The sequence below is a fragment of the Micromonospora sp. NPDC005553 genome (assembly GCF_042871765.1).
In the GTDB taxonomy this organism is placed as follows: Bacteria; Actinomycetota; Actinomycetes; order Mycobacteriales; family Micromonosporaceae; genus Micromonospora.
Map to the genome: position 1 here is coordinate 187,640 of NZ_JBIAJD010000005.1, position 22,560 is coordinate 210,199.

At 72.4% G+C, this 22,560-nt stretch carries 17 protein-coding genes; 5 read left to right on the forward strand and 12 right to left on the reverse strand.

The features are described 5' to 3' along the window. Positions 1–32 precede the first annotated feature (32 nt). Genes treZ through glgX form a run of 3 tightly spaced genes read right to left on the reverse strand, consistent with a single transcriptional unit; the run spans position 33 to position 6,179 of the window. Positions 33–1,757 (reverse strand): malto-oligosyltrehalose trehalohydrolase, encoded by a 1,725-nt coding sequence (gene treZ / locus ACFYPG_RS21660; protein WP_387353660.1) that lies wholly within the window; start codon positions 1,755–1,757, stop codon positions 33–35. After that, positions 1,754–4,060 carry a malto-oligosyltrehalose synthase gene (treY, locus tag ACFYPG_RS21665; protein ID WP_387353662.1) on the reverse strand — a complete coding sequence of 769 codons (2,307 nt, stop codon included), beginning with the start codon at positions 4,058–4,060 and terminating at the stop codon, positions 1,754–1,756. The genes treZ and treY overlap by 4 nt, the downstream gene beginning before the upstream one ends. 1 nt (position 4,061) lies before the next feature. Further along, positions 4,062–6,179, reverse strand: coding sequence for a glycogen debranching protein GlgX (glgX, locus tag ACFYPG_RS21670; protein WP_387353664.1), 2,118 nt, complete (start codon positions 6,177–6,179; stop codon positions 4,062–4,064). Positions 6,180–6,494: 315 nt separating this feature from the next. Here glgX and ACFYPG_RS21675 point away from each other — a divergent pair, with 315 nt between their 5' ends. Together ACFYPG_RS21675 and ACFYPG_RS21680 are read left to right on the forward strand one after the other, a co-directional pair. Continuing rightward, positions 6,495–7,958 (forward strand): glycosyltransferase family 4 protein, encoded by a 1,464-nt coding sequence (locus ACFYPG_RS21675; RefSeq protein ID WP_387353665.1) that lies wholly within the window; start codon positions 6,495–6,497, stop codon positions 7,956–7,958. A 136-nt stretch (positions 7,959–8,094) separates the two neighbouring features. Continuing rightward, entirely contained in the window at positions 8,095–8,274 is a 180-nt protein-coding gene (locus tag ACFYPG_RS21680; RefSeq protein WP_387353667.1) for a hypothetical protein, read from the forward strand. Positions 8,275–8,362: 88 nt separating this feature from the next. On the opposite strand, the gene ACFYPG_RS21685 is transcribed toward ACFYPG_RS21680, so the two are convergent. From ACFYPG_RS21685 to ACFYPG_RS21700, 4 genes are all read right to left on the reverse strand, one after another. Continuing rightward, positions 8,363–9,646, reverse strand: a complete 1,284-nt coding sequence (locus ACFYPG_RS21685; RefSeq protein ID WP_355009019.1) for a citrate synthase — start codon at positions 9,644–9,646, stop codon at positions 8,363–8,365. Between the two features lie 233 nt (positions 9,647–9,879). Beyond that, positions 9,880–11,874: a sulfatase-like hydrolase/transferase gene (locus ACFYPG_RS21690; RefSeq protein WP_387353934.1), complete on the reverse strand. Its 1,995-nt coding sequence runs from the start codon at positions 11,872–11,874 to the stop codon at positions 9,880–9,882. 49 nt (positions 11,875–11,923) lie between these two features. Beyond that, positions 11,924–13,354, reverse strand: a complete 1,431-nt coding sequence (locus ACFYPG_RS21695) for a class I SAM-dependent methyltransferase (protein ID WP_387353669.1) — start codon at positions 13,352–13,354, stop codon at positions 11,924–11,926. A gap of 17 nt (positions 13,355–13,371) precedes the next feature. After that, positions 13,372–13,521 (reverse strand): hypothetical protein, encoded by a 150-nt coding sequence (locus ACFYPG_RS21700; protein ID WP_165947858.1) that lies wholly within the window; start codon positions 13,519–13,521, stop codon positions 13,372–13,374. Positions 13,522–13,722: 201 nt separating this feature from the next. Between ACFYPG_RS21700 and ACFYPG_RS21705 the strand changes: the two genes are divergently transcribed. After that, positions 13,723–14,568: an arginase family protein gene (locus ACFYPG_RS21705; RefSeq protein WP_355009136.1), complete on the forward strand. Its 846-nt coding sequence runs from the start codon at positions 13,723–13,725 to the stop codon at positions 14,566–14,568. Positions 14,569–14,580: 12 nt separating this feature from the next. Here ACFYPG_RS21705 and ACFYPG_RS21710 read toward each other — a convergent pair whose 3' ends face one another. The 5 genes from ACFYPG_RS21710 to ACFYPG_RS21730 all read right to left on the reverse strand — a co-directional run bounded on the left by ACFYPG_RS21710 (position 14,581) and on the right by ACFYPG_RS21730 (position 20,740). Continuing rightward, on the reverse strand, positions 14,581–15,870 hold the full coding sequence (locus ACFYPG_RS21710) for a dolichyl-phosphate beta-glucosyltransferase (protein WP_355009137.1): 1,290 nt from the start codon (positions 15,868–15,870) through the stop codon (positions 14,581–14,583). Positions 15,871–15,872: 2 nt separating this feature from the next. Further along, positions 15,873–18,128 carry an ArnT family glycosyltransferase gene (locus ACFYPG_RS21715; protein WP_387353671.1) on the reverse strand — a complete coding sequence of 752 codons (2,256 nt, stop codon included), beginning with the start codon at positions 18,126–18,128 and terminating at the stop codon, positions 15,873–15,875. Between the two features lie 44 nt (positions 18,129–18,172). Further along, on the reverse strand, positions 18,173–19,672 hold the full coding sequence (locus ACFYPG_RS21720) for a sensor histidine kinase (protein WP_387353673.1): 1,500 nt from the start codon (positions 19,670–19,672) through the stop codon (positions 18,173–18,175). Beyond that, entirely contained in the window at positions 19,650–20,390 is a 741-nt protein-coding gene (locus ACFYPG_RS21725) for a response regulator transcription factor (protein WP_387353935.1), read from the reverse strand. The genes ACFYPG_RS21720 and ACFYPG_RS21725 overlap by 23 nt, the downstream gene beginning before the upstream one ends. Positions 20,391–20,509: 119 nt before the next feature. Next, positions 20,510–20,740: a hypothetical protein gene (locus ACFYPG_RS21730; RefSeq protein WP_091408172.1), complete on the reverse strand. Its 231-nt coding sequence runs from the start codon at positions 20,738–20,740 to the stop codon at positions 20,510–20,512. Between the two features lie 200 nt (positions 20,741–20,940). On the opposite strand from ACFYPG_RS21730, the gene ACFYPG_RS21735 reads away from it, so the two are divergent. Further along, the gene (locus ACFYPG_RS21735) at positions 20,941–21,888 is read left to right on the forward strand and encodes a serine/threonine-protein kinase (protein WP_387353675.1); all 948 of its coding nucleotides are present in this window, start codon (positions 20,941–20,943) and stop codon (positions 21,886–21,888) included. 94 nt (positions 21,889–21,982) lie between these two features. Then, positions 21,983–22,408, forward strand: a complete 426-nt coding sequence (locus ACFYPG_RS21740) for an OsmC family protein (protein ID WP_124819422.1) — start codon at positions 21,983–21,985, stop codon at positions 22,406–22,408. The last annotated feature ends 152 nt before the right edge of the window (positions 22,409–22,560 follow it).

Here is a 22,560-nt window from a genome sequence, read left to right on the forward strand (position 1 = left end):
GGGGCCGGCGGCGGTCGGCGCCCCCGCCCGGCCTACAACGCGACGATCGCCGCCGTCTCCGCCGGCAACTGGATCCGGTCCCGCATAACCGTGACGCCCTCCCCGGTGGCCAGCAGCACTCGCCGAGCCACCCCGGGCAGCGACACCCCCTGCCCCCGCCCAGCGAAGTTCGCCACCACAAGCGTGTCCCCCCGCCGCATCACCAGGAACTGGTCCCCGTGCTGCACGGACACCTCGTGCATCCGAGGATCGGACAGGTCCGAAGTCGAGCGCCGCAGAGCAATCAACCGCTGATAGAACGACAGCATCGACGCATGGTCAGGCTTGTCCAGCTCGGCCCAGTCCAACCGGGACCGCACGAACGTCTCCGGGTCCTGCGGGTCCGGCACGTCCCCTTCCGGCCACCCGTGCGAGGCGAACTCCCGCCGCCGGCCGTTCCGCACCGCAGTGGCCAACTCCGGCTCCGGGTGCGAGGTGAAGAACTGCCACGGCGTAGAGGCAGCCCACTCCTCCCCCATGAACAGCATCGGAGTAAACGGCGCGGTCAACAGCAACGTAGCCCCAACACGGAGCAGCGCAGGCGACAGAGACGCGGAGATCCGGTCCCCGGTGGCCCGGTTCCCGATCTGGTCGTGGTTCTGCAGGTAGGCGACCAGCCGATGCCCAGGCACCCGCGAATCCAAAGGCCGCCCATGGTGACGGTTCCGGAAGCTGGACCAGGTCCCCGCGTGGAAGAACCCACCCGTCAGCACGTCCGACAGCGTCTCCAGAGCGCCAAAATCGCCGTAGTAGCCCTGCCGCTCCCCCGTCAGCAACGTGTGCAGCGCGTGGTGGGCGTCGTCGTTCCACTGGGCGTGCAGCCCGAACCCACCGGCCTCCCGAGGGGTGATCAGCCGCGGGTCGTTGAGGTCCGACTCGGCGATCAGCGACAGCGGTCGCCCGAGGTGCGTCGACAGCGACTCGACCTCGATGGCCAGCTCTTCGAGCAGCGGGATCGCCCGGGTGTCCGGCAGCGCGTGCACGGCGTCCAGGCGTAGGCCGTCGACGTGGTAGTCGCGCAGCCACATGAGCACGCTGTCGATGATGTAGCGGCGTACCTCGTCGGAGTGCGGGCCGTCCAGGTTGACCGAGCGGCCCCAACTGTTGCTCTGCTCGGCGAGGTACGGACCGAACTGCGGCGCGTAGGCCCCGGAGGGCCCGAAATGGTTGTAGACAACGTCGAGGATCACCCCCATCCCGCGAGCGTGGGCGGCGTCGACGAACCGTTTCAGGCCGTCGGGGCCGCCGTAGGGCTCGTGGGGGGCGTACCAGCAGACGCCGTCGTACCCCCAGTTGTGTTCGCCGTTGAAGGCGTTGATCGGGAGCAGCTCGATCAGGTCGACGCCCAGGGAGACGAGGTGGTCGAGGCGGTCGATGGCCGCGTCGAAGGTGCCGTCCGGGGTGAAGGTGCCGATGTGCAGCTCGTAGAGGATGCTGCCGGGCAGCTGCCGGCCCGTCCACGCGTTGTCGGACCACGCGTAGGCAGCGTGGTCGTAGCGGCGGCTCGGCCCGTGCACTCCCGCAGGTTGCCACGGGGACCGGGGGTCGGGCAGTGGGGTTTCGTCGTCGTTCAGCAGAAAGGAGTAGTCGGGGCCGGCGTCGGGCACGTCGACCTGCCACCAGCCGTCGGCGGCGGTGTGCATCTCGTGGTCGGTGTCGCCGGCCAGGCGCAGCCGCACCCGGGTGGCGTCCGGAGCCCAGACGGAGAATTCGGTCATGAAACGGCCTCCTCGGCAGCGGTGGGAGGAGCCAGCAGAGCGACGGGGTAATCGGCCAGGAGGGTGTCCAGCGGCGTCTCTCCGCCACTGTAGACCCGCCCGGTGAACAGGTCCTTCATCTCGTGAACGGGAAGTGACAGGGCTGTGTCACACCACCCGCCGACACGTGCCAACCGGAGCGGCAGTCGGGTCGCCACGGCGATCACGCCGCCCCGGTCGAAGGCCACCGCGTGCCGGCTCACCGGCCCCTGCGCCGGGAGCGGCCGGTAGGTGGTGAACAGCTCCGGGTGCGCGCGGCGCAACCGCAGGGTCCGCGACACGACGAGCAGCTTCGCCGCTCCGTCGGTGTCGACCGGGGGGCGCCAGCCGCCGTCGATGCGGGCCAGCATCTCTCGGCGTACGTCGAAGTCGACAGGGCGGCGGTTGTCGGGGTCGACCAGGGAGTTGTCCCACAGCTCGGTGCCCTGGTAGGTGTCCGGCACACCGGGCATGGTGAGCTGCACGAGCTTCTGCCCCAACGAGTTGGACCAGCCGGCCGGGGTGATCGCGGCGGCGAGTTCGGTCAGCTCGTCGTGCAGGCTCGGGTCGTCGTACATCCTGTCGACCACGTCGTGCAGCGCCTGCTCGAAGGCCGGGTCCGGTTCCGCCCAGCTGGTCGAGGCCCCGGCCTCCCGGGCGGCCTTCTCGACGTACGCGTGCAGCCGCTCCCGTTCGATCGGCCACGCGCCCACTGCGGTCTGCCAGAGCAGGTGGGCGAACGCCGGGTCGGGCAGCGGCGCGTACTCCATCCAGCTCTTGACCTGCTCCGCCCAGCGGCCCGGCAGTTCGCTGAGCACGGCGAGGCGGGCGCGGACGTCCTCACCCCGTTTGGTGTCGTGGGTGGAGAGGGTGGTCATGCTGGCCGGCCAGCGGACCTGTTGGGCGGTGGCGAAGCGGTGGAACTCCGCGGGTGGCACGCCGAAGCGGACCGGGCTGTCGCCGACCTCGTTGAGCGCCACGAACCGGGTCCACCGGTAGAAGGCGGTGTCCTCCACGCCCTTGGCCATCACCGCGCCGGTGAGCTGCGGGAACCGCATGCCCAGCTCGTCGTCGGGGTTGCGCAGCCGGCGGGTGACCGCGTCGAGGGCGCCGGCCAGGTCGGGGCGGCGGCGGCCGGCCTCGGAGCGGGCGGCGGCGAGCAGCCGGGCGCCGTGCGGCGGGTAGCCGCGGTAGACGGCGAACGCGGCGGCCAGCTCGGCGAGCGCCGCGCGGGCCTGCTCGGTCGGCACCTCGGGGGCGAGTGCGGCCAGCCGGGTCAGCTCGGCGGCGAGCAGCCGGGTGGCGGCGGCCAGTTTGGTGGCGTGGGTCAGGTCCTCCCAGGAGGTGTGCCGGCCGGTCACGTGAGTGTCCAGCACCGTGAAGTCGCCCTCGGCGTCGATGTCGATGAAGAGCCCACCGGCCATGGCCAGGGCGTCGTAGCCGGTGGTGCCGTCCACCGGCCAGTCCGGCAGCTCCTCGCCGTACTCCAGGATCTTCTCCACCACGAGCCAGGCGTCCGGCGCGGCCTCCCGCAGGCGGGCCAGGTACCCGGCCGGGTCGCGCAGGCCGTCGGGGTGGTCGACGCGGATGCCGTCGACCTCCCCGGCGGCGGCCCAGCGCAGGACCAGCTCGTGGGTGGCGGCGAAGACCGCCGGGTCCTCCACGCGCAGGCCCGCCAGGCCCGCGATGGCGAAGAACCGGCGGTACGTCAGCTCGGCGTCACCGCGCCGCCAGGAGATCAGCTCGTAGTGCTGCCGGTCGTGGACCTCCCGGGCGGTGCCGTCGCCGGTGCCGTCGGCGACCGGGAAGCGGTGCTCGTGGTAGCGCAGCTCCCCGTCGACAAGCTTGAGGTCGTCCAGGGCGGCCGGGTCGTCGGCGAGCACCGGCAGCAGCAGCCGGCCCCGGTCCCAGTCGATGTCGAACCAGTCGGCGTACGACGAGTCGCGCCCCCGGCGCAGCACGTCCCACCAGGCCGGGTTGGCGGCCGGGACGGCGACCCCGGCGTGGTTGGGCACGATGTCGACGACCAGGCCGAGCCCTCTGTCACGCAGGGCGGCCAGCAGCCGCTGCCGGGCGGCCTCCCCGCCCAGCTCCGGGCTGACCGCCCGGTGGTCGACCACGTCGTAGCCGTGCTGCGAACCGGGGGTCGCGGTCAGCAGCGGGGCGCTGTAGAGGTGGCTGACGCCGAGGTCGTCCAGGTAGTCGACGATCGCGGCGGTGGCGTCGAGGTCGAAGCCGGGGCGGACCTGGATCCGGTAGGTGGCCTTGGGAGGGGTGGCCGGCATGTCAGATCATCCTCTCCAGCACGACGAGGGACCGGTCCGGCACCCGGATGGTGCCGCCCGCGCTGATCACCGTGGCGTCGTCCGGCTGGGGTTCGGCGGTGCTGATCACCCGTTCCCACTTCTGGCCGTACTCACTGCCGGGCATGGTGAAGTCCAGTGGCGCGTCGTGGGCGTTGAAGCACAGCAGGAACGACGCGTCGTGGTGTTTCTGGCCGTACTGGCCGCGCTCGCGGATGCCCTCGCCGTTGACGAAGAGCGCCACCGAACGGCCGAAGTCGTTGCCCCAGTCCTCGCCGGTCATCTCGCGCCCGTCCGGGGTGTGCCAGGCCAGGTCGGGCAGCGGCTCGTCGATGCCGCGCCCGTTCACCGGCAGGCCGGTGAAGAAGCGGCGACGCCGGAACACCTGGTGTCGTTTCCGGAACGCGGTGAGCGTCTGCACGAACTCCAGCAGCTGCTCGTCGACGTTGTCCCAGTCGACCCAGGAAAGCTCGCTGTCCTGGCAGTAGACGTTGTTGTTGCCGTGTTGGGTGCGGCCCAACTCGTCACCGTGGCCGATCATGGGCACGCCCTGCGACAGCATCACCGTGGCCAGGAAGTTGCGCCGCTGCTTGGCCCGCAGCGCGAGGACCGCCTCGTCGTCGGTGTCGCCCTCGACCCCGCAGTTCCAGGAACGGTTGTGGCTCTCGCCGTCCCGGTTGTCCTCGCCGTTGGCCTCGTTGTGCTTGTCGTTGTACGACACCAGGTCGTTGAGGGTGAACCCGTCGTGCACGGTGACGAAGTTGATGCTGTGGAACGGTCGGCGGCCGTCGTCCTGGTAGAGGTCGGCGGAGCCGGAGATGCGGGACGCGAACTCGGCGAGGGTGGCCGGCTCACCGCGCCAGAAGTCCCGCACGGTGTCGCGGTACTTGCCGTTCCACTCCGTCCACAGTGGCGGGAAGTTGCCCACCTGGTAGCCGCCGGGGCCGACGTCCCACGGTTCGGCGATCAGCTTCACCTGGCTGACCACCGGGTCCTGCTGGACCACCTCGAAGAAGGTGGAGAGCCGGTCCACCTCGTAGAACTCGCGGGCGAGGGTGGCGGCAAGGTCGAACCGGAAGCCGTCGACGTGCATCTCGGTCACCCAGTAGCGCAGTGAATCCATGATCAGTTGCAGCGAGTGCGGGCTGCGTACGTTGAGGCTGTTGCCGGTGCCGGTGTAGTCGACGAAGTAGCGCCGGTCCTCCTCGCTGAGCCGGTAGTAGCTCGGCGCGTCCACGCCCTTGAAGCTCAACGTCGGCCCGAGGTGGTTGCCCTCGGCGGTGTGGTTGTAGACCACGTCGAGGATGACCTCGATGCCGGCCGCGTGCAACGCCTTGACCATGCCCCGGAACTCCTGCACCTGCTGGCCGAGGCGGCCCAGCGCCGAGTAGCCGTGGTGCGGGGCGAAGAAGCCGATGGTGTTGTAGCCCCAGTAGTTGCGCAGCCCCAGGTCGTCGAGGCGGTTGTCGTGGATGAACTGGTGCACCGGCATCAGCTCGATCGCCGTCACCCCGAGCCGGGTCAGGTAGTCGATCATCGGCGGGGAGGCGATGCCCGCGTACGTGCCACGCAGCTCCTCCGGGATGTCCGGGTGCCGCATGGTCAGCCCGCGAACGTGCGCCTCGTAGATCACCGAGTGGTGGTAAGGGGTGCGCGGCGGCTTGTCGTTGCCCCAGTCGAAGTACGGGTTGACCACCACCGACTTCGGCATGAACGGCGCCGAGTCGGTCTCCGACATCCGCTCCGGCTCGTTCATGTCGTAGTCGTAGACCGCCGGGTCCCACTGGACGTCACCGTCGATGGCCTTGGCGTACGGGTCTATCAGGAGCTTGTGCGGGTTGCAGCGCAGCCCGTTCGCCGGGTCGTACGGGCCGTGCACCCGGTAGCCGTAGCGCTGCCCCGGCTCGATGCCCGGCAGGTACGCGTGCCACACGTACGCGTCCACCTCGCGCAGCTCGACGCGGCGCTCCGCGCCGGTGTCCCACTCGTCGAAGAGGCACAGCTCGATCCGCTCGGCCACCTCGGAGAAGATGGCGAAGTTGGTGCCCATCCCGTCGTAGGTGGCGCCAAGGGGATACCGCTCGCCCGGCCAGACCTGCATGTCGCTCCTTCAACCCATGGTGATGTGCGCACCGGCCGAGACCGCCCGCACGCAAGCAGGTAGTGCCCCCGGCCCGGGCGCGCCAATCCATCCTTCCAGGCGCCGCCCGGAAACCACCCGTCTGAGCGTGCAACACCACTCAGGTGTCCTCCGTCACGATGACCCTTTTCGAGGTGCGTTCTCGGGCCGGATGGACTTTCCTTGATCGGGGACAAGCGTTCGCGCGTGCCCGCCAGGCCCTCGGCCACCCCTTACACCTCTCGCTCCGCCGCCATCGACGCCGGCGCGCACCACCATGCACGGACGGAGATTGATGTGACGACCCTGCGGGTCGACGAGCAGCTCGCTGCCACCAAGGACCGGGCCCACCGGCCCACCCTGACCTCCCGGCCCCAGCTCCCGACCCAGCCCGGTCTTCCCGCGCTGTCCGGCCTGTCCGCGCAGCCCGGCGCGGTCGTGCCAGCGCAGCCCGGCCCCGGGGTGCCCCCGCAGACCCGTCGCATCCTCATGCTGTCCTGGGAGTACCCGCCGGTGCTCGTCGGCGGCCTCGGCCGACACGTGCACGCCCTCTCCGTCGCCCTCGCCGCCGCCGGCCACGAAGTCACCGTCGTCACCCGCCACAGCGAAGGCGCACCCCTGGAGGAGTACGCCGACGGCGTCCGCATCCTGCGCGCTCCCGAAGACCCGGTCACCTTCCCCCTCGCCACCGGCTCGCTGCTGGCCTGGACCATGGCCTTCAACCACACCCTCACCCGCACCGCGCTGCGCGCCACCCAGGCCGGCGCCTACGACGTCATCCACGCCCACGACTGGCTCGTCGCCCACACCGCGATGACGTTGCGCGACCACCTGGACATCCCGCTGGTCAGCACCATCCACGCCACCGAGGCCGGCCGGCACCAGGGCTGGCTCCCGGAGGAGATGAACCGCACCATCCACGGCGTCGAGCAGTGGCTCAGCAGCGAGTCCAACCGGGTAATCGTCTGCTCCGGGTACATGCGTGACGAGGTCAACGCACTGTTCGGCGTACCGGCCGGACGGGTCGACGTTGTCGCCAACGGCGTGGAGCCGCACCGCTGGCAGGCGCCCGCCCGTGCCGTGGCCGCCGCCCGCGCCCGCTTCGCCGGGGACGGCCCGCTCGTCACGTTCGCCGGCCGCCTCGTGTACGAGAAGGGCGTCCAGCACCTGATCGCGGCGCTCCCCCGACTGCGCGAGCGGCACCCCGGCCTGCGTGCCGTGATCGCCGGCGACGGCCCGTACCGCGCCGAGTTGGAGGCCGAGGTGCACCGCCGCGGCCTGGGCGGCATGGTCACGATGCCGGGCTTCCTGGGCGGCACCGACCTGCCTGCGCTGATGGCCGCGTCCGACTGCTTCGCCGTTCCGAGCATCTACGAGCCGTTCGGGATGGTGGCCCTGGAAGGCGCCGCGGCCGGCGCTCCCCTGGCCGTCGCCGCCACCGGTGGCCTCGGCGAGATCGTCGAGCCGGGCGTCACCGGGATGACCTTCCGCCCGCACGATCCGGACAGCCTCACCGACGCCGTGGACGCGCTCCTGTCGGACCCCGACCGCGCCCGCGTCATGGCCCGCAACGCCCGCCGGACGGTCCGCGACCAGTACGGCTGGGCCGCGATCGCCCAGCGCACCGCCGCCAGCTACGCCGCCGCCATCCACCACGACGCCGCGTTCACCGCCGAGCGCGCCGAGCAGCGGATGTCGCAGGGTCGCGCCCTCCCGGCACTCCCCGAGGGCAACCTGCTCGCCGCCGCCGGCCTGCGCTGACCCTGCTGGCCCGGCTCGGTCTGGGCCCGGCCCGGTCTTGGCCCGGCTCGGTCTGGGCCCGGCCCGTTGATCGACTCGGCTTTCTTGAAGTCGGGGTGTCCCAGTGCCGGGGACACCCCGACTTCCTGTAACGCGAGTGGTCCACTCCGACGACCTGGCGGTGAGCATCGGCGTACCCACGCCGGAGTTCCCGGCGGACGTCTTCGAGCCCGTGCGCGACCTGCTGGTCCGCCTGGCCGTCCGCCGCCGTGGCCAGGCCGCGCTGATCAGCGCACTCAGCCGCACCGAGCGGGCCCAGGACATCTCCGCCTTCTGACGGGACGGGACGGGGCAGCGCAGCGCGGAAACGCGGCAGGCCGCCGACCCGGTGGGGTCGACGGCCTGCTGGTGAAGCGAGGAGCGGGTCAGCGCTCGTTGAAGGGGACGTAGTCCCGCTCGGCGGAGCCGACGTAGACCTGCCGCGGACGGCCGATCTTGGTCTCCGGGTCGTTGATCATCTCGCGCCACTGGGCGATCCAGCCGGGGAGCCGGCCGAGCGCGAAGAGCACGGTGAACATCTTGGTCGGGAAACCCATGGCCTTGTAGATCAGGCCGGTGTAGAAGTCCACGTTCGGGTAGAGCCGACGGGAGACGAAGAAGTCGTCGGCGAGGGCGATCTCCTCCAGCTCCATGGCGATGTCCAGCAGCGGGTCCGGCTTGGCCATCCGGCCCAGCACGTCCTGCGCGGCCTTCTTGACGATCGCCGCCCGCGGGTCGTAGTTCTTGTAGACCCGGTGGCCGAAGCCCATCAGCTTGACGCCGTCCTGCTTGTCCTTGACCTTGCGGACGAAGGACCGGACGTCGCCGTCACCGGCGTGGATCTGCTGGAGCATCTCCAGCACCGCCTGGTTCGCGCCACCGTGCAGGGGGCCGAACAGCGCGTTCACGCCGGCCGAAACCGAGGCGAACAGGTTGGCGTTGCTGGAGCCGACCAGGCGGACGGTCGACGTGGAGCAGTTCTGCTCGTGGTCGGCGTGCAGGACGAAGAGCATGTCCAGCACCTTCGACATCACCGGGTCGACCTCGTACGGCTCCGCCGGCACGCCGAACGTCATCCGCAGCAGGTTGTCCACGTACCCCAGCGAGTTGTCCGGGTACAGCAGCGGCTGACCGATGGACTTCTTGTACGCGTACGAGGCGATGGTGGGGACCTTCGCCATCAGCCGGACCGTGGAGATCTCCACGTGCTCGGAGTCGAACGGGTCCAGGCTGTCCTGGTAGAAGGTGGACAGGGCGCTCACCGCGGACGAGAGCACCGCCATCGGGTGGGCGTCCCGGGGGAAGCCGTCGAAGAAGCGGCGCATCTCCTCGTGCAGCAGCGAGTGCCGCCGAATCCACTCGGTGAACTCGGTCAGCTGCTGCTCGGTCGGCAGCTCACCGTAGATGAGCAGGTAGGAGACCTCCAGGAAGGAGGACTTCTCGGCCAACTGCTCGATCGGGTATCCCCGGTAACGCAGGATGCCCGCGTCGCCGTCGATGTAGGTGATCGCGGATGAGGCAGCGGCGGTGTTGACGAAACCGGGGTCGTACGTCGTCATCCCGGTTTCCTTCAGCAGCTTGCTCACCCCGACACCGGCGGGGCCCTCGACCGCAGGATGCACCGGCATCGACAGCTGCCCACCGGGGTGATCGAGCTTGACTTCCGTCATGTGGTTCCTCGCTTCGCCGGCAGATCTACGTTGAATTGCCTTCGCTTCTACCGTAATTGCGGCTCGGGGGACAACGCCCGCCGTGGTTCGGCGGTGAGGTATGCGTCACCCGATTCCCGACCGGGCGGCCGGGAAACCCGGTATCCCGCCAGACGGGACCGGACCGGCCCGAACCCGGAAGCACGGGCTGGACCAACCCCGGAGACCAGGCCGGACCGGGCCCGGAAGCCAGGTCAGGAGAGGGTGAGGCGTCGCAGCGTACCGTCCGTCGCGACCTGGAAGACGTCGAGCTGGTTGGTGCCGGCGTGGAACAGCTTGTCGTCGGCGAGCAGCGCGGCGAACCGGCGTCCGCCGGGGTCGGCCGGCACCACCGGGACGACGGCCCCGATGCGGCCGTTGACGGCGACGGCGAGGAGGGTGCCGTCCGGGATCCGGTCCGGGACGTCGCCCCAGACCAGTGCCGGGAGGGTGCCGGTGTCCGGGTCGGTGGCGGTGAACGCCGCCAGGTCGGCGACCCGGGCGCTGCCGGCGGCGGGGCCGGCGCGTACCTCGGTGCCGACCAGGGGGTGGGGTGTCGGCAGGGGCGGTGGGGCGGGCACGCCACCGGGGAAGGTGACCGGTTCGCCGGGGCGGTCGTAGAAGTGCTTCGTACCGTCGGTGCGGGGGGCCTGCCGGGCGGAGCGGCCGTCGACAGCCCAGGGCAGCCGGATGCCGGCCTCGTCGGCCACGGTCGGCAGCAGGTCGACGTGTTCCCAGTTGCGGTCGTCCACCCGGCCGGTCTGTTGCCGGGGTTCCTTGACGAACGTCGGCACCCAGGCGACCTCGCCGGCGGCGGCCTTGATGGCGTCCATGCCGCGGCCCTGCGCGCCGGGGCGGAAGCTGACCCCGTGGTCGGCGGTCACCACGACGAGGGCCTGGTCGTAGAGGCCGTTGGCGCGCAGCGTCCGCAGCGTCTCGCCGATCAGCCGGTCGGTGTAGCCGAGCTGGGCGAGGTGCCGCGCCCGGGCCAGGTCGACCCAGCCGGCGCCGTCGTTGGGCAGGTCCTCGGGGGCGTCGTAGCGCGCCCCGGACGGCAGGTACGCCCACGGTGAATGCGGCATCAGCAGGTGCAGGAAGTGCAGGGTGGGCCGGGTTGTCGGCTTCAGCCCGGCCAGGAAGCTGGTGAACCGGGCCGGTTGGTTGTCGTCCAGGCTGTCCCAGCGGAACTTCGGGTCGGCCGGCACCGGTTCGGCGGCGTCCAGGCCGGCTTCGGCGCGGGTCTGCTCGCGGTAGGAGTCCTCCGGGTCGACAGCGCTCTCCGTGGGCCCGGCGACCCGGCCGAGCAGTTTGCCGGTCTCCCGGACCAGGACGCCGAGCCCCTGTTCAGGGGTGACCGGCTGCTCGCAGCGGCTGGGTGGGCAGAGCCGGGTGATGCTCTCCTCGGCGCGGATGTCGTACAGGCCGCCGAAGGCGGTGAAGATGTTGTCCGGGTACTGCGAGTAGTGCGGGGCGACCGGCTTGGCCGGGTAGCGGCCGGTGAGCATCGCCGGCAGCGCGTTGGGCGTCCACCCGCTGACCCCTGTCGAGTTGCGGTACCAGGTGGAGCCGCCGGCCAGCTCGGCGAAGTGCGGGTACCGCCCGGCGTCGATCTTCCCGTCCGCGCCGAGCAGGCTGACCAGTGGCAGCTCGTCGAGGATCAGCATGACCACCGGCGGGTGCACGGCCGAGCCCTGCGCGGTGCCGGCCGCTCCGCCGTCGCCGCGCGGCAGGACCACCGCCGAGGTCGGCGAGGCGAGCAGGAAGAGCGCCACGAAGGCCACCGGGCCGGCGGCGGCCACTCGCAGCACCCGGCCCGGCGCCCGCCACCGCCGGTGCGCGGCCGCGCCGGCGGCTCCGGTCAGCACGGCCACCAGCAGCAGGGGTACGCCCCGAAGTGGCGTGACGTGTCGGCCCACCTGCACGGCGAGGGCGGCGACCAGCAGCCCGACCAGCCCGGTGTGGGTGACGGCGCGGGTGGTTCGGCCGGCCAGTCGGCTGAGCGCGCCGAGCAGCGCCACAGCGGCCGTGGGCAGCACCGTCACCAGGGCGAGCAGCAGCAGGATCTGGGCCGGGTCGGCGCGGTGGAAGAGGAAGAAGTCGGGGCTGCGGCCGAGCACGTCCAGCAGCGGTTGGGTGACCACGAGACCGACCAGCGCGACGATCTCCAGCAGCCGGCCCAGTTCAGCGCGCCAGCCCCGGTCCCACCGCACGGCGGCCGGCGGCGGGTCGTCCGCCGTCGACGGGGCGGCGGCGACCGGTTCAGCCACCGATCACCGTTCGGTAGAGCGTGCGGGTGCCCGAGGGCAGTTCCAGCCGGTCGGTGATCCGTCCCCGGGCGGCGAGCAGCGCCTCGAAGGTGTCGCGTCGGTAGTCCGGGAAGAGACCGGCGGGCTTGTTGGCCAGCAGCCGGGTCGCCATCGGGTCCTCCGGGTGGACGAACTCCACCACCACCGCGCCACCCGGCGCGGTCAGCCCGGCCAACCAGTCGATGACCTCCGGCAGCGGCACGTTGCGCCCGATCGCCAGGTGGTGCACCACGGCCAGGGCGAGCACCACGTCGGCGGACGCCCGCTCGGCGAAGCCGGCCCGCTCGACGCCCCGCCAGCCGCCACCCGGCGAGGGATCGGCCAGATCCAGCACCAGCGGCAGGATGCGGCGCTGCCCCTCGGAGCGCAGCTGTCGGTACAGCTCGTCGACGACGGTGGGGTCCTGCTCGACGGCGACCACGTAGTCGGCGTGCCCGGCCGCCAGCCGGGAGTACCGGCCGTCGTTGGCGCCGAGGTCGAGCACCAGGCGAGGGCGGGTGCCGGTGGCCACCGCGACGGCCACGAACTGCTCCTTCGCCACCCGGTCGCGGGCCGAGTAGCCGCAGGTGCGTTGGTAGTCCGACCAGTGGCTCTCGGGCGGGCGGCGGTCCAGCTTGCGGACCAGTTTCTCGATGCCGCGGACGGTGGCGAGCAGCAGCTCCCGGGAGAAGCCGGCGGCCCGCAGTTGGTCGCGTACCTCGGTGGTGCTGGCGGCGGCGTTGCGTTGCTGCATTGCCCCGTGCAGGTGCAGGTGGGTCAGCACGCCGGGGCGCAGCCGGCGGGCCCCGCCGAAGAGCGGGCGCAGCTCGTCGGCCTCGATGCCGTCGACCCGGGCGCGCAGCCACGGTTGGAAGTCGACGCCCAGGTGGGCGGTGAGCATCAACGGGTAGAGCACTGTCTGGCAGAACTGGCGGTAGCCGGCCCACGGTTCGCCGTCGCGGACCGGCTCGAAGGAGCCGATGTCGATGAAGACGGGTTCGGCGCCGCGCCACTGGAGGTTGTACGCCGAGCCGTCCTTCGTGGTGAAACCCTCGCCGAGCGCGGCGGTCAGGATCTCCAGATGCAGCAGGGCCGCGTCGCGCAGCATGCTGAACGACCACTCGTACGGGTGGGAGACGAACGGGATGCGCTCGTGGCGCAGCACAGCCGCCCACGGCGTTCCGGTCGCGGCCGGCACCAGGGTGGGCGGGGCATCCTCGGTGGCGCAGACCTTGCGCGCGGCGACGAGCGCCGGGAAGAACGTGCTGCCGGTCAGTGCCCGCCAGTGCTCGGCGGCCTGGGGATCCAGCCCGCGCAGCACCTCGTCGCCGACGTGGAAGACCCGGTTGGCGGGGTCGCGGAAGGAGGCCGGCTCGGGCCGCACCTCGGTGGGTGAGATCGCCATCGTCGGAGCAGGCCCGTTCAGCGCTGGTCGGTGGGTTGCCGGCGGAACCGGTCGACCAGCCGTCGCCAGTAGAGTTTCGCGGCGACCGCGGCGCCAGCCACCCCACCGACGACCGCCTGCACGATCAGGCTGCCGGACCCCGCGTCCAGGTAGGCCAGATGTTCCACCGATCGCTCCTTGCCTCGCCGCCTCGACACCGGCGTCGCAGGGCGTACACCGATGAGGCTTTTGACCCAGAAAGCCGGACTTGTCCCTCACCGTACGCCGGTCCCTGTCGCTGTCGCGGGCACATCGGCGTACTCCCAGCCTCGCCACAGAATGTGGCCGGGACCGGCCGATCCCGCCGGTACGCTGCGGACGTGCGCTGGATGATCGTGGACGCGCCGCTGGACTCCTCCGGAGCCGGGCGCGGCGAGGAGCGGGCCCCGGCCGCGCTGCGCCGCGCCGGCCTGCGCGAGGCCCTCGCCGCCGACGACGACGGACAGATCGACGAGGCGCGGTTGCGCGACCCGAACCGCGACCCGGCGAGCGGGGTGATCGGCGCGGCGGGCCTGGTCCGGGCCGGCGGCGCCATCGCCGCGCGCATCGGCGCGCTGATCGCGGACGGCCACCGACCACTTGTGCTCGGCGGCGACTGCGCGATCCTGCCCGGCATCTGCCGGGCCCTACCCCCGGCGACCGACCTGTGGTTCGTCGACGCCCACCCGGACTTCCTCGACGGCACGACCTCACCGACCGGTGAAGCCGCCGACATGGACCTCTCGGTGGTCACCGGTCACGGACCGGTCGCCGTCGGCCCCGGCGGCACGCTGATCGAGCCCGGCCGCGTCCACCTGCTCGGGCACCGCCCGGCCACCGACGAGAGCAGCCGGGTCGAGGCGGCCCGGATCGACCCGGCGATCGACCAGATCAACGCCGCCGAGTTGCGGCGCCGGGGCGCGGCGACGGTCGGCGCGGGTCTGGCCGCCGACGGGGACGGACCAGCCTGGCTGCACCTCGACCTGGACGTGGTGGACCCGCGCGACCTGCCCGCGGTGACCTACCCCGAACCGGACGGCCCGCGCTGGGCGGATCTGATCGCGCTGGTCACACCGCTGGCCCGCACCGACCGGCTGCTCGGGATGAGCGTGACCGACCTGAACACCGATGAGGACCCCGACGGGCGGCACACCCGACGCGTCGTCGAGGTCCTCACCGAGATGCTGGTCGACTGACCGGCCGGTGACTCAGGTACGGCGGTGGTGCATGCCGAGGCGCAGCAGCACGAAGCGCAAGACGGTGGCGGCCAGGTTCGCGGCCACCAGCACGGCCAGTTCGACCGGCCGGGCCGGTACGGCAGAGACGAGGTGCAGCACCGCCAGAGCGCCGCTTGTCAACGCCAGACCGAGCGCGAAGGCCAGCAACCCCTGCGCGTGATGCCGGGCTGCGTGTCGGCGTCCGCTGATGCCGAACGTCAGCCGCCGGTTCGCCGCCGTGTTCGCCACCGCGGTCAGCAACAACGCCAGGAGGTTCGCCGGTTGCGCGCCGAGCACGCTCCGGGTAGCCAGGAACAGCAGCAGGTACGCGAGCGTGCTCGCCGCCCCGACCGCCGCGAACCGGACCACCTGCCGGGGCAGCCCGACCGGCACCTGTCCTGGCAGCGCCGTTCCTGGCCGGGCACCCGGCCCGGCCAGCGGCGTCCCACCCGGCCCGGCCAGCGGCTGGGCACGTGGCGCGGTCAGCGGTGCCCGGCCGAGCTGCGCGCGCAGGTCGGCCAGAGGCAGCGTCCCGGTCAGCAGCGCCCGGCCCAGCCGACCCACGCCGCGCAGGTCGGCCAGGGCGGTGGCGACGATGTCCACGCGGCTGTCCGGGTCGTCGACCCAGTCCACCGGCACCTCGTGGATGCGCAGCCCCGCCCGCTGGGCCAGCACCAGCAGCTCCGTGTCGAAGAACCAGCCGGTGTCGCGCACCACCGGCAGCAGTTCCGTGGCCACGTCGGCCCGGATCGCCTTGAACCCGCACTGCGCGTCGGAGAACCGCGCCGCCAACGCACCGCGCAGCAGCAGGTTGTAAGCCCGGGAGATCACCTCCCGCTTGGTGCCACGCACCACCCGGGAGGTACGCGCCAGCCGGGTGCCGATCGCCAGGTCCGAGTGGCCGGAGATGAGCGGCGCGACAAGTGGCAACAGCGCCGCCAGGTCGGTCGAGAGGTCCACGTCCATGTACGCCAGCACCGGTGCTGACGACGCCGACCAGGCGGCCGACAGCGCCCGCCCCCGCCCCTTGGCGTCCAGGTGCAGCACCTCGACGCCGGGCAGTTCACCGGCCAGTCCGTCGGCCACCTTCAGGGTGTCGTCGACGCTTGCGTTGTCGGCGACAGTGATCTGGAACGGGTACGGGAAGTGTGCGCTCAGGTGGGCGTGCAGTCGTCGTACGCACGGCCCGAGGTCGACCTCCTCGTTGTGGACCGGGATGACCACGTCCAGCACGGCGGCGGTGGGTCGAGCCTGGATGGCGGGCCGTGGTCCGCCAAGCATGGTCACGACGCCCCCGCAGCGGCGGTGAGGTCGTAGAGGGTGACCCCGTCGACGGTCTGCGCGGTGAACGTCTCCGCGACCCAGGCGGCGATCTCCTGGGAGGCCGCGCTGCCGCCGTTGGCTCGGAAGCCACCGCCTCCGACGAAGTAGTGGACCTTCCCGTCGGCCACGTAGCGCTGAAACTGCGCCAGCGTCGGTGACGGGTCACTGCCGTTGAACCCGCCGATCGCCATCACCGGTTCACCGGTGGCGAGCTGGTAACCGGACGCGTTGTTCGAGCCGATGGTCGCGGCCACCCACGTGTAGTCCGCGCTGTCGCGCTCCAGCAGCTCGCGCAGTGCGGCGCTCGGCTCACGGGCGTCGAGCAGCCCGCCCATGCCCCCACCGGCCGAGCGCCCCTGCCCGCCGGTGGCGCCGGGGCCCTGACCGCCCGGGAAACCGGGTGCGCCGTTACGACCACCGCCCGGGAAGTCGGGCCCCTGGCCGCCATTGCGGCCGCCGTTCTGGCCGCCGCCGTTCTGGCCGCCGCCGGGGAACTGGCCGCCGCCGGGGAACTGGCCGCCGCCGGGGAACTGGCCGCCGCCCGGGAAGCCGCCCGGGAACTGGCCGCCGCCGGGGAGTTGGCCGCCGGCCGGCAGTTCCATGCCACCGGGCGGTCGCCCGCCGGGGAAGCCGCCCCGGCCGAACCCGCCCGCCACGAACGGGCCGGCGCTCGGGATCGACCCGGTGTGGGGGGTCGCGGCGGTCTGCACCGCGTACGCCACCGGGCCGGCGAGGGCCGCCGCCGCGCCCAGGCCCAGCACCACCGGCACCAGGCGGCGGGGCAGTCGGGTGACCAGCAGGAGCAGCACCGCGCCGACCAGGCCGGCGACGAGCAACGCGGTCCGCAGCCACGGGTACCACTCGGGGCTGCGTCCGAGCAGCACCCACGCCCACCACACGGTTACCGCGAGCGTGCCGGCGAGCGTCGCCGCGGCGGCCAGCGGACTCCACCGCTGCCAGCGCGTGCCGCCACCGTCGCCGGGCGCAGGCTGCAGTCGGCGGTGCCGCCAGAGCAGCGTCACACCGATGCCGACGAGCGCGCCGATCGCCGGTGCGAGGGCCACCGTGTAGTAGGCGTGGAAGATCCCGGACATGAAGCTGAAGATCAGGCCGGTGACCAGCAGCCAGCCGCCCCAGAGCAGGAGCCCGGCCCGGGTGCGGTCGGTGCGGGCCGCCCGCCCGGCCATCAGCAGACCGGCGACCAGCAGGATCAGCGCGGCTGGCAACAGCCAGGAGACCTGACCGCCGATCTCGCCACCGAACATCCGCAGCACACCGTTCTGCCCGGAGAACGGGCCACCCCCGCCGCCCAGGCGGGGGCCACCGCCGCCGACGCTGCCGACCTCCTCGCCGGTGATCCGGCCGAGGCCGTTGTAGCCGAGGGTCAACTCCAGGATGCTGTTGCCCTGCGAACCGCCGATGTACGGGCGGGCGCTCGGCGGCACCAACTCGACGAGCGCCACCCACCAGCCGGCGGCGACCACCACCGCCAGCCCCGCCAGCAGCAACTGCCGGACCCGCCGCCACAGCCCGGTCGGCGCGGCCAGCAGGTAGACACCGGCGAAGACCGGCACCACAAGGAACGCCTGCAACATCTTGGTGAGGAAGCCGAAGCCGACGAGCACACCGACGAGCACGATCCACCGGGTGCTTGCCGTCTCCAGCGCGCGCACTGTGGCGTACGCCCCGGCGACCAGCAGCAGGACCAACAGCGCGTCGGGGTTGTTGAACCGGAACATCAGCGTCGCCACCGGGGTGACCGCGAGGACCGCGCCCGCGATCAGACCGGCGGCCGGCCCGTACCAACGCTTCACTGCCGCGTGGAGCAGGCCCACCGAGGCGACCCCGCAGAGCGCCTGCGGTACGAGCATCGCCCAGCTGTTCAGACCGAAGATCCGTACGGACAGGGCCATCAGCCACAGCGACGCGGGTGTCTTGTCGACGGTGATGGAGTTGGCGGCGTCCGACGAGCCGTAGAGGAACGCCTTCCAGCTCACCGAGCCGGCCTGCACGGCCGCCGCGTAGAACGAGTTCGCCCAGCCCGACGCGCCCAGCGCCCACAGGTAGAGCAGGCCGGTGGCGAGCAGCAGGATCACCAACGCGGGCCTGGCCCAGGCCGGCGGGCGGCGCGTCGGCGGCGAGTGCTCGTCGGGGTGGGCGGCCGTCGACGGCTCGGATGCGGCGGGTGCCGTCGGCAGGGCCTCGGTTCTGTCCATGCGGCCAGCCTCGGCGGCCAGGCTGGCGCGACCCCGTGCGCAGACTATGCGTCAGCTGTGGGATTCGGCAGCCGGACGGTGAACACTGTCCGACCTGGACGGCTCTGCACCCCGACCGTGCCGTGGTGGGCCTCCACCACCGCCGCGACGATGGCCAGGCCCAGGCCGGTGCTGCCGTGTTCGCGGGACCGGGAGCTGTCGCCCCGGGCGAACCGCTCGAACATCTCCGGTTGCAGCTCCACCGGCACGCCCGGCCCGTCGTCGGCGACGGTGAGCACGGCGCTGGCGGCGTCGACGGCAAGGGTGGTGGTGACAGTGCTGCCGGGCGGGGTGTGCACCCGGGCGTTGGTGAGCAGGTTCGTCACCACCTGGTGCAGCCGGGCGGCGTCGCCCGGCACCCGGATCGCCACCTCGGGCAGTTCGAGCTGCCAGCGGTGTTCGGGGCCGGCGACGTGCGCGTCACTGACAGCGTCCACCACCAGAGCGGTCAGGTCCACCGGTTCGACAGCGAGCGGCCGGCCGGTGTCGAGGCGGGCCAGCAGCAGCAGGTCGTCGACGAGGCTGGTCATCCGGGTGCTCTCCGACTCCACCCGGCGCAGGGCGTGCGCCACGTCGGGGGGAACCTCGTCGCGGCCACGGCGGGCCACCTCGGCGTAGCCGCGGATCGCCGCGAGAGGCGTCCGCAGCTCGTGGCTGGCGTCGGCGACGAACTGGCGTACCCGGGTCTCGCTGGCCTGCCGGGCGGAGAGCGCGTCGGCGACGTGGCCCAGCATCCGGTTCAGCGCCGCGCCGACCTGACCAACCTCGGTGCGTGGGTCGGTGTCGGCGGCCGGGACCCGGACGGCGAGCGCCACCTCCCCGCGGTCCAGGGGCAGCTCGGTGACGCGGGTGGCGGTGGCGGCCACCCGGTTGAGCGGTCGCAGGGTCGCCCGCACGATTAGCGCGCCCGCCACACCGGCGAGCAGCAGCCCGACCGCGGCCACCCCGGCCTGCGCGGCGACCAGCGCCCAGATGGTCTCCTGGACGCCGGAGAGGGGGATCGCGACGACGCGTACCCGGCCGTCCCAGTACTGGCGGGCCACGGCCCGGTAGTCACCGCGATCGCCGAGGTCGACGGTGCGCGGTCTGGCGTCGACAGGTAGGTCCGCCAGCACGGCGACCTCCCCCACCTGGACGGGCTGCGGGTCGGGGAACGCGTTGGAGACGCTGTTGGTCAGGATCCGGGCGCTGGTCACGCGGCCATCGCTGATCTCGGCGGCCACAGCGCCGGACGGCAGCCCGAATGGGATGCCCGGTCCGTCACCGGGAAAGGCCGGACGTCCCGGACGGTCGCCCCGCATGGCCGTCGCGGGGGCCAACTGGGCGTCCAGCCGGTCGATCAGGAAGTGCCGCAGCGCCACAGTGGTCAGGCCCCCGATCGCGACGCTCACCAACGCGAGAAGCGCGAGCAGGGCGAACACCAGTCGGGTACGCAGGGAGCGCCCGGCCAGCCACTCGCGGGCGGCGCGCAGTGGGCGGCGCCTACTCGGCGGGTTTGAGGACATAACCCGCGCCGCGCAGCGTGTGGATCATTGGTGCCCGGCCGGCGTCGATCTTCTTGCGCAGGTACGAGATGTACAGCTCCACCACGTTGGCCTGGCCCCCGAAGTCGTAGTTCCACACCCGGTCGAGGATCTGCGCCTTGCTGAGCACCCGGCGCGGGTTGCGCATCAGGTAACGCAGCAGCTCGAACTCGGTAGCGGTGAGAGTGACGAGCTGGCCGGCCCGGCGGACCTCGTGGCTGTCCTCGTCGAGGCTGAGGTCACCCACGGTCAGCACCGCCTCCTCCTGCGCGGCGATCGCCAGCCCGGAGCGGCGCAGCAATGCTCGCAGCCGGGCGATGACCTCCTCCAGGCTGAACGGTTTGGTGACGTAGTCGTCGCCGCCGACTGTCAACCCCGCGATGCGTTCCTCGACCGCGTCGCGGGCGGTCAGGAAGAGCACCGGCACGGTGGGGGCGTGCTCGCGCAGCCGGCGCAGCACCTGGAAGCCGTCCAGGTCGGGCAGCATCACGTCGAGCACCACGGCATCCGGCTGGAACTGTCGGGCGGTGCTCAACGCCGCCATGCCGTTGCCGGCGGTGCGGACCTGCCAGCCCTCGTAGCGCAGGGCCATCGACAGCAGGTCGGTGAGCGTGGGTTCGTCGTCGACCACCAGCACCCGGACGGGTTCCCCGTCGGGGCGACGCAGCTCGATCCGGCTCGGCGCGGCCTGCCCGTTCATGACCATGGGCCCCATGGTGGCCGCCACGCCTGTGCCGCGCCCCTGCGGAAGCTGTGCGCGGGCTGTGCGGGCGGGCCGACGCGACGCCGGCGACACCATCGGTCAGCCCCGCCTCGTGGTCACTCGGACACCCCGTACGCGTCGGTGCGCACGAACCGCATGCTCCAGCCGCCGGCCTCGTCGGGCCGGTCGCGTTCGTAGAGGTGGTCGGGGCCGGGCTGCACCGGCCCCGTGCCGTCCGGGTGCCGCATGATCCAACGCTGGGGTGGGGCGCCGTCCGAGCCGGCCGGCAGCAGCCGAACCAGGCCGTCCGCGGGCCCGCCGACGAAGCGTACGGTGACCTCGCTCATCGCGGCGCCCCCTCGGGTGACCGTGCCGGCACAATCGGTGACACCGGCTCTGGCTCGCAAGCTACCGCACCCACCGCCCTCGCGCAGCGAGGTGCGCGGGGCCCGTTCGCCCCGAGTCGGGCTCCGGTTTGCCCAGCTCGGCGCTCGGGTACCGGCACCTGAGCATCCGCCGTCGGCGGGGCGAGGACGAGGAGTGGTCGATGCGGATGCTGGACGGGCGGTACCGGCTCGAACAGCGCATCGGTGTGGGCGGGATGTCCGAGGTGTGGCGGGCCTACGACCAGGTGCTGGACCGGCCGGTCGCGGTGAAGCTCATCTCGCCCGGTCGCGAAGATCGGAACGGTACTGTGGACCGGATCCGGGCGGAGGCCCGGTCGGCGGCCCGCCTGGAGCACCCCAACGTGGCGAGCGTGCACGACTTCGGCATTTCCTCGACGTGGCCCGGCCGCACCGTTCCGTACATCGTCATGGAGCTGGCCGAGGGTGAGACGCTCGCCGTGCACCTGCGCGCCGGCCCGCTGGACTGGCAGATCGCGGTGCGGGTCTGCGCGGAGGTCGCCGCCGCGCTGGCCGCCGCGCATGCCGAGGGCATCGTGCACCGGGACGTCAAGCCCGCCAACGTCATCCTCACCCCGGCCGGGGTGAAGGTGCTCGACTTCGGCATCGCCATCGCCGCCGGAGAACCCGACCCGATGCCGACCGGCATGGTGCTCGGCACCCCGGCGTACCTGGCGCCCGAACAACTGGACGAGGCGCCCGCCACCCCCGCCGCCGACATGTACGCCCTCGGCGTGCTGCTCTACTACAGCCTGACGGCCCGCCTGCCCTACCGCGCGACGACCTCCAGCGAGTTGCTCCTCGCACGCCGCCGTCAGCCACCGGAGCCGCTGCCCGACATCGCCGGGCTCCCACCGGAGGTCGCCGAGCTGTGCCACTCCTGCCTCGCGGAGGACCCCGGGCAGCGTCCGACGAGCCTGGTCGCCGCGCTGCTGCTGGCCGAGGCAGTGGACGCCCGGGTGTACGTGCCGATGACGATGCCGACGACCCGCCGGCCGGCCCCGACGTCGCCGTGGACCGAACGAGCCGCCGCGGAGGCCACCGAGGCGGTGGTGCTGGTGGACGAGCCGAACCTGCCCGCCGGGCGCTGACGGCGCGACCCCGTGGCGTTCGACGGCGCGACCCCGTGGCGTTTCGCCGGGCTGCGAAGGGGTAGCCGGCCTGGTGAGCGACGGGAGAAACGCGATGCCGGATCAGAGTTCCTGGCTGCGTGAGGCCACAGCGACCGCCGAGGGCGGTCACGTACGCACCGACGATGGCGGGCTCTCCACCGCGCTGGCCTCACCGCTGGCGCCGCACTGCACCGGACTGACCCCGGAACAGTTGCTGGCTGCGGCCTTCGCCTCCTGCCTGCATCACGCGGCGGTGGAGGTGGCCGGGGAGATCACCGACGAGGCGCACACCGTGCAGGTCAGGGCGGAGGCGAAGCTGGGGCGGGACAACGACGGCCGGTACCGGGCCGACGTCCATGCGGAGATCTCCTCAGCCGGGCTGAGCCGGGATCAACTGGCCGACCTGGTCGAGTACGCCGACCGCCTCTGGCCGTTCTCCAGCAGCGACGCCAGTCGTCACCGCCTGACCGTCACCCCAGCCGAGAACGGCCGCCACTGACCCAGGCCCCAGGCTGCCCGCCCACCGCGCCGACCTTGCACCTTCGGTCGCCCCACCGCGCCGATCTCGCGCACGCGCGCCTCATCGCGCCGATCTTGCACTTTCGGTCGTCGAAATGAGGGACGTGCCCCTTATGCCGCGACAGCAAGTGC